This is a genomic window from Phytoactinopolyspora endophytica (assembly GCF_004138495.1).
In the GTDB taxonomy this organism is placed as follows: Bacteria; Actinomycetota; Actinomycetes; order Jiangellales; family Jiangellaceae; genus Phytoactinopolyspora; species Phytoactinopolyspora endophytica.
Map to the genome: position 1 here is coordinate 206595 of NZ_ML142852.1, position 5989 is coordinate 212583.

Consider the following 5989-nt stretch of genomic DNA (forward strand, 5'->3'; position numbering starts at 1 on the left):
GTCGCGCGGCGATGAGATGACGGGGCAGAGTATGTCTGTGGCACATCGTGATCTTCGGCTGCTCCCCAAGGCACACCTCCACCTGCATTTCACCGGCTCGATGCGGCACTCGACTCTGGTCGAGCTGGCTGACCGGCACGGTATCCGGCTGCCCGACGCGCTGCGAGATCAGTGGCCGCCCCAGCTCTCCGCCGCGGATGAGAAGGGCTGGTTCCGGTTCCAGCGGCTCTACGATCTCGCGCGCTCGGTGCTGCGCACCGAGGCCGACGTCCGGCGGCTACTGCTCGAATCCGCCCAGGACGACGCCACAGAGGGCTCGAGATGGCTCGAGATCCAGGTCGATCCGTCGGGATACGGCGCTCTGTTCGGTGGCATCACGGCCTTCACCGACCTGGTGCTGGACGCGGCCCGGTCAGCATCCGAGGCGACGGGCGTCGGGATCGCGGTCGTGATCGCCGCCAACCGGACCCGGCATCCGCTCGATGCCCGGACGCTCGCCCGGCTCGCACGTCAGTACGCGGGCAGGGGGGTGGTCGGATTCGGCCTCTCCAACGACGAGCGGCGCGGCTTCACCGAGGAGTTCGCGCCGGCCTTCAAGATCGCCGCTCGCGCTGGACTACTCTCGGTGCCGCATGGAGGCGAACTACGTGGACCGGACCACATCCGTACCTGCCTCGATGCCCTCGGCGCCGCTCGGCTGGGGCACGGCATCCGGGTCGCGGAGGATCCTGCCCTGCTGGACCGCGTCGTCGAGCAGAACGTGACCTTGGAGGTGTGCCCGGCCTCGAACATCTCCCTGGGCGTCTACCAGCACCAGTCCGAGGTGCCGCTGCGGAAGGTATTCGATGCGGGCGCTCTGCTCGCCCTCGGCGCGGATGACCCGCTGCTCTTCGGCTCGCGTCTACTCGACCAGTACCAGGCGGCCAGGGACGTCCACGGGTTCAGCGATGTCGAGCTCGCCGCGCTGGCGCGCTCATCCATCGAGAGCACCGCCGCGCCGTCCGACGTCCGCAAGCAGCTTCTGGAGGACGTCGGGACCTGGCTGGCTCAACCGGCGATGTGACACCGACGGTGTCCACCACCGGGCTGCTCATCGCGATGTTCTCTACTCCCTGGCATGCGATCAGGTCGTTCAACGGAGGCAGGTCCGCTCATGCACCCGCCGGGGCCACGATGGCTGCCGGCTCCCCCGAGGAGGTCGAGAACGCCGGGTGCTCCGGAGCGCAGGTACCACTCGAAGCCGTACGCGTCGTCGAACGCAGCATGGCTAAGGTCGTCCGGCTTGATCTGACTGGAGTGGGCGCCGATAGCGGCCCGTTTGACGTCCAGTTCCTCCCCAGTGGCGGTGACTTTGAGCTCGACCTGATCCGCGGGTATCCCGTACGGAAGCGCAGTCGCACGGGCGGCGGCATGGATCAGGTGCGGCCGGGCGTCGTGGAGATGGTCCCGGTCGACGGTGGTCTCGTATGACGTGACGCCAGTCAGCCGGGCCGTCAGGGCGCCGATCCGGTTCACCGCGACATGGTCCGGGTGTCCGTAGATGCCGGATGTGTCGTCGTGAACGATCGCGTCCGCGCTCTCCTGCTCGACAACCTTGGCCACGCCACTGGCGAGCGTGCTGGGGTCCGCCGCTGCCAACGCGGCCGGATGAACGTTGTCCGCGGCACCCGGAAGGCCGGAATCCCGTTTGCCCAGGAGGACGAGGCGGGAGACACCCAGCAGCTCCGATGCCCGCTCCAGCTCGGCGGTCCGGCGCCGGGCGAGCGTCTCGCCGGGAGCCAGCGGGGCGAGCGACGCCCCGAGGTCACCAAGGGTCGCCGTCACGAGCACCACGCGTGCGCCGCGATCCGCCAGGCGTCGCACGGTGACTCCGGTGAAGATCGCTTCATCGTCGGGGTGAGCGTGCATCACCACCACGGTCCGGCCGCGAAGCGAACCCGCCCCGTTAGAGCGGTCACCCAGGTAGGCGTTGCCGGCATTGAACGACGATGCCGGCGAGGAACCGGCCAGAGCCGGGTCGTCGAACGAGAACTGCTGAATCATCAAGGCCTGCTGAAAGAGACTGGGGCCCGACAGGGCCCGGGTTGGTCGGGACTCGAACTCGAGGGGAGTCAGCGACAACAACAGCAGGACGGCACAGAGCACGCCGGAATGGCGACATGGATGCTCTGCGTCTCGATCACGGCGCCTATACTGCCATAGCCGTGCCCAAGACGCCACGTTGTACGCGGCACACGTGAGATTGTCGGCGTCGCCGTCACAGAGAACAGCCGACGAGCACCGGCTCGTTGACCAGATCCACGCCGAACACGTCGTGTACGCCGTCGCGGACGTGGCGAGCAAGGGCCAGCAGCTCAGATGTGGACCCACCGCCCCGGTTGGTCAGCGCGAGCGTGTGCTTGGTCGACAGTGACACGCAGGCGCCGGCCCGTACGCCTCCTGAGCCTGGGCCCCGCCCCGACTCGTTCTGCGGTTCGGATGCCGCTGGGTAGCCACGCCCGAAGCCCGATCGTTCGATGAGCCACGCGGCGCTCATCTTCACGCGTCCGTCCGGCTGCGGCCAGCGCGGTGCATCCTCCGGCAGCCGCCCGGCGGCATCAGCGCTCAGAACGGGGTTGGTGAAGAACGAGCCAGCGCTCCACGTGTCGTGGTCCTCCGGATCGAGCACCATTCCCTTGCCTCGTCGCAGGTCAAGTACGGCGGCCCGGACGTCGCTGAGCGGTGCCCGTTCACCGCGTTCGACACCGAGCCTCCGAGCGAGCTCGGCATACAAGACCGGAGCCCCCAAGCCACCCTGCCGCAGCTGGTAGCTGACGGACAGTATGAGGTAGCGATCGGATCCCTTGAAGCGGCTGTTCCGGTATTCGAAGCCACATTCCGCATTGGCGAAGGTGCGGACGCGTTGTTCGACACGGTCATAGGTCCGGACTGTCCAGATCGTCTGAGCGACCTCTTGGCCGTATGCCCCGACATTCTGCATCGGCGTCGCCCCGACCGCCCCGGGTATGCCGGACAGCGCCTCGATGCCGACCCACTCCTGCCCGACGGCGCGCGCCACCAGCTCATCCCAAGGCTCGCCCGCGGCAGCGGTGACCAGGATCCCCCCGCATGCCGCGATGTCGTCCGACTCGCACGAGGCGGACACGTCGACCTCGACCCCACGGGTCGCAATCCGGACGACGGTGCCGTCGAACCCTTCGTCGGCGACGACCAGGTTGGAACCTCCACCGACCACCAGCACCGGCTCGCCACGCGCGTCGCACTCCCGCACGACGTCGATCAGCTCGCCCTCGGTCTCAGCCTCCACGAGGTGCTTGGCCGGCCCGCCGAGGCGCAGCGTCGTGAGATCGGCGAGCGAGACGTCCGCCGGCTCCTTCATCGCTGCGGTGGGCGGGCCAGCGCCCGCGCCTGGGTCAGCACCTTCTGTTCGTCGACCTTGACCGCGAGCTCGACCGCAACCAGACCATCAGGACGCACATCCGTCACCGTGGCCGCCACGTGCACGGCTACGCCGTGATCGTCGTCGGGAACGACGACCGGGCGTGAGAAGCGCACGCTGTACTCGACCACAGCGGCGGGGTCACCGACCCAATCGGTCAGCAGCCGTCCGGCCAGCGCCATGGTGAGCATGCCGTGCGCCAGCACGCCGGGGAGACCGACGGACTTGGCGACCCGGTCGTTCCAATGGATGGGGTTGAAATCACCCGAGGCACCGGCGTAACGGACCAGATTCTCGCGCGTGATCAGGTACTCCTGATCCGCGACGACCTGCCCGACCGCGAGATCAGACATCGCCGTTCTCCTCAGGCCGGATCAACAGCGTGGCCTGCGCCGTGCACACGTGCTCGCTTTCAGCAGCACGGACGTCGTTCCGGATGGTGAGGAGGTCGTTGCCGGCCACCTGTCTGATCGCATCGAGCGTCGTCGTGGTCTCCAGCCGGTCGCCCACGATCAACGGCCTGCTGTAAGTGAATCGCTGATCCACGTGCACCACACGCGCGAACTCGATGCCCAGATCCTCCATAAGGATGTCGAAGCCACGCATCACCGGGATCATCACGAATGTCGGCGGAGCGACCACTTCGTCATGACTGTGCTGACGCGCCGCCTCGACGTCGACGTACACAGGGTTCATGTCACCGATCGCCTCGGCGAACTCACGTACTTTCTCGCGGCTCACTTCATAAGGCTGTGGCGGGTACACACGCCCGACGGCGGAAGCATCGATGGCCATGATTCGACGTTACCGGCGTGCCACACCGGTCGCCGACCCGGGCTGAGGTGCTCGGTGGCGAGTGGACGACACGTCAGCGCGTCTCGCGGTGTGGGGTGTGAGTGCGGCAGCGCGGGCAGTACTTCTTGAACTCGAGCCGGTCGGGGTCGTTACGCCGGTTCTTCTTCGTGATGTAGTTGCGCTCCTTGCACTCCGTGCATGCCATGGTGATCTTGGGACGGATGTCAGCGCTCTTGGCGGCCACGGGTGCCTCTCCTGGATACGGGGCTACGAACCTAGTTAGGGTAGCCGACTTCGCCCCAAGTTCCCCAATCGACGTGGGTAGGCGGCGACGTCGGCTCACGTGCAGAGCGCTCGTATGACCACCGGACGGGTGGCGCCGGCGATGGTCGGGCAGACGCTCGTGCGTAGCGGGGGCGGGACTCGAACCCGCGACACAACGATTATGAGCCGTTTGCTCTAACCACCTGAGCTACCCCGCCGAGGAACCCCTGCCATGGGCATGGATTCTAGAGCCCCAATACGGAATCGAACCGTAGACCTTCTCCTTACCATGGAGACGCTCTGCCGACTGAGCTATTGGGGCGGGCGCGCCAAATGAGAGTACACAACCGAACCGTGTCCGCGCGAATCCGTTCGCAGATCCAGCGCGCGAGGTGGCCGTACGACGAACATCCGCGTCGGCACCTCTTCCCCGCACACTGTGAACCATGACGTGGTGAAAGCATGCCCCGGAACGCCTACGGCCAGTTCACCAGCGCATCTGCCGACTCGGCAAGCACGTTGCGGACCACCCATATGTGACCTTCATCATACGACCCGATCTTCCACATCGTCGATTGCCGAGCAGTACCTGCAGGGACCGAAGAAGAGACCAAACACGGGCATACGCAGACCAAACACCAGCTAACTTATGCAGGCTGATCTATACCTACGATGGTACGTTGCCGTGGGCACAAAAGGAGGAACTATGAAACCACGTATGAAAGCCCGGGCAATCTTGCCCATGACGCTACTGACAGCCATGGCGGTCGCCGCCTGCGGTGGAGATGATGACGGGGACGGCCCGCAGACCTTCGACGACGACGCCTACCCCTTTACGTTCGAGTACCCCGCGGACTTCGAGGTCACCGACGACGTCAACTTCTCCGTCGAGGCCGGTGGCAGCCTAGAGGACAGCCGCGCGGTCGCACTCGACGAGGAGAACATGCTGATCTTGAGCCGGACCACGCTCAACCTCGCCATCGACGACAGCAACATCGATCTCGCCAAGGGTGAGATGGACCAGCTGTACCAGCAGATCGATCCGGAGAGCGAGCCAGGCCAAGAGAGCGAGTACGGCGGCTACACGTCGCTCGAGTACGAGGTATCCGTCGACACACCCCCGGACGGCACCAGCAGGATCGTTTCGCTGTTCGACGGCGATCAGCAGTACACGATCAACTGCCAGTCGACGCCGGATAGCCAAGAGGAGATCGACGACGCCTGCCAGCAGGCACTCGACACGCTGTCCCAGGCCTAGATCACCGCAGGCACGGCATCCGCAGAACCGAGCCGGTTCGCCGCTGCGAACCGTTGGACCACACCAGGGCATCCGCTGACCAGCTGATGCCCTGGTTGCCGTTCGACAGCCATATCCGCACCAGCGCCGTCGACGTGGCCATCACAGTCACGGCCGCCACACGAAACCCACCGGGCTCAGACAGAAGACCGGGGCGCTCTCCGTGTCTGGAGAACGCCCCGGTCAGAGACCTG

The 5989-nt window shown here is 66.1% G+C and carries 8 protein-coding genes and 2 tRNA genes; 2 read left to right on the plus strand and 8 right to left on the minus strand.

Annotated elements, in window-relative coordinates:
- Positions 1 to 31: 31 nt before the first annotated feature.
- Complete coding sequence (locus ELR45_RS09345; protein ID WP_420813864.1) at positions 32 to 1063, plus strand: adenosine deaminase; 1032 nt, start codon at positions 32 to 34, stop codon at positions 1061 to 1063.
- Here ELR45_RS09345 and ELR45_RS09350 read toward each other — a convergent pair.
- The 7 genes from ELR45_RS09350 to ELR45_RS09380 form a co-directional block, all read right to left on the minus strand.
- On the minus strand, positions 1048 to 2145 hold the full coding sequence (locus ELR45_RS09350; RefSeq protein WP_129665384.1) for a PIG-L family deacetylase: 1098 nt from the start codon (positions 2143 to 2145) through the stop codon (positions 1048 to 1050). The two genes, ELR45_RS09345 and ELR45_RS09350, sit on opposite strands and share 16 nt — an antisense overlap.
- 112 nt (positions 2146 to 2257) lie before the next feature.
- A complete protein-coding gene (locus ELR45_RS09355; RefSeq protein ID WP_129665386.1) occupies positions 2258 to 3379 on the minus strand; it encodes a UDP-N-acetylmuramate dehydrogenase in 1122 nt (373 codons plus the stop codon).
- Positions 3376 to 3792, minus strand: coding sequence for a MaoC family dehydratase (locus ELR45_RS42040; RefSeq protein WP_129665388.1), 417 nt, complete (start codon positions 3790 to 3792; stop codon positions 3376 to 3378). Before ELR45_RS42040 ends, ELR45_RS09355 begins: the two co-directional genes overlap by 4 nt.
- Positions 3785 to 4234 carry a MaoC family dehydratase N-terminal domain-containing protein gene (locus tag ELR45_RS09365; RefSeq protein ID WP_129665390.1) on the minus strand — a complete coding sequence of 150 codons (450 nt, stop codon included), beginning with the start codon at positions 4232 to 4234 and terminating at the stop codon, positions 3785 to 3787. The genes ELR45_RS42040 and ELR45_RS09365 overlap by 8 nt, the downstream gene beginning before the upstream one ends.
- Positions 4235 to 4307: 73 nt before the next feature.
- The gene (rpmG, locus tag ELR45_RS09370; protein WP_129665392.1) at positions 4308 to 4478 is read right to left on the minus strand and encodes a 50S ribosomal protein L33; all 171 of its coding nucleotides are present in this window, start codon (positions 4476 to 4478) and stop codon (positions 4308 to 4310) included.
- A 164-nt stretch (positions 4479 to 4642) separates the two neighbouring features.
- Positions 4643 to 4716 (minus strand) — tRNA-Met (locus tag ELR45_RS09375).
- Positions 4717 to 4747: 31 nt separating this feature from the next.
- Positions 4748 to 4820, minus strand: a tRNA-Thr gene (locus tag ELR45_RS09380).
- 420 nt (positions 4821 to 5240) lie between these two features.
- Here ELR45_RS09380 and ELR45_RS09385 point away from each other — a divergent pair.
- Entirely contained in the window at positions 5241 to 5756 is a 516-nt protein-coding gene (locus ELR45_RS09385) for a hypothetical protein (protein WP_129665394.1), read from the plus strand.
- 1 nt (position 5757) lies between these two features.
- On the opposite strand, the gene ELR45_RS37310 is transcribed toward ELR45_RS09385, so the two are convergent.
- A partial coding sequence (locus ELR45_RS37310; protein ID WP_205856289.1) for a hypothetical protein occupies positions 5758 to 5989 on the minus strand: 232 nt, incomplete at its 5' end.

What these genes read in the sequence shown, in the direction of transcription:
- ELR45_RS42040 (WP_129665388.1), bottom strand. Translation starts at nt 3,792, where the DNA reads ATGTCTGATCTCGCGGTCGGGCAGGTCGTCGCGGATCAGGAGTACCTG.
- ELR45_RS09385 (WP_129665394.1), top strand. Translation starts at nt 5,241, where the DNA reads ATGACGCTACTGACAGCCATGGCGGTCGCCGCCTGCGGTGGAGATGAT.
- ELR45_RS09365 (WP_129665390.1), bottom strand. Translation starts at nt 4,234, where the DNA reads ATGGCCATCGATGCTTCCGCCGTCGGGCGTGTGTACCCGCCACAGCCT.
- ELR45_RS09355 (WP_129665386.1), bottom strand. Translation starts at nt 3,379, where the DNA reads ATGAAGGAGCCGGCGGACGTCTCGCTCGCCGATCTCACGACGCTGCGC.
- ELR45_RS09345 (WP_420813864.1), top strand. Translation starts at nt 32, where the DNA reads ATGTCTGTGGCACATCGTGATCTTCGGCTGCTCCCCAAGGCACACCTC.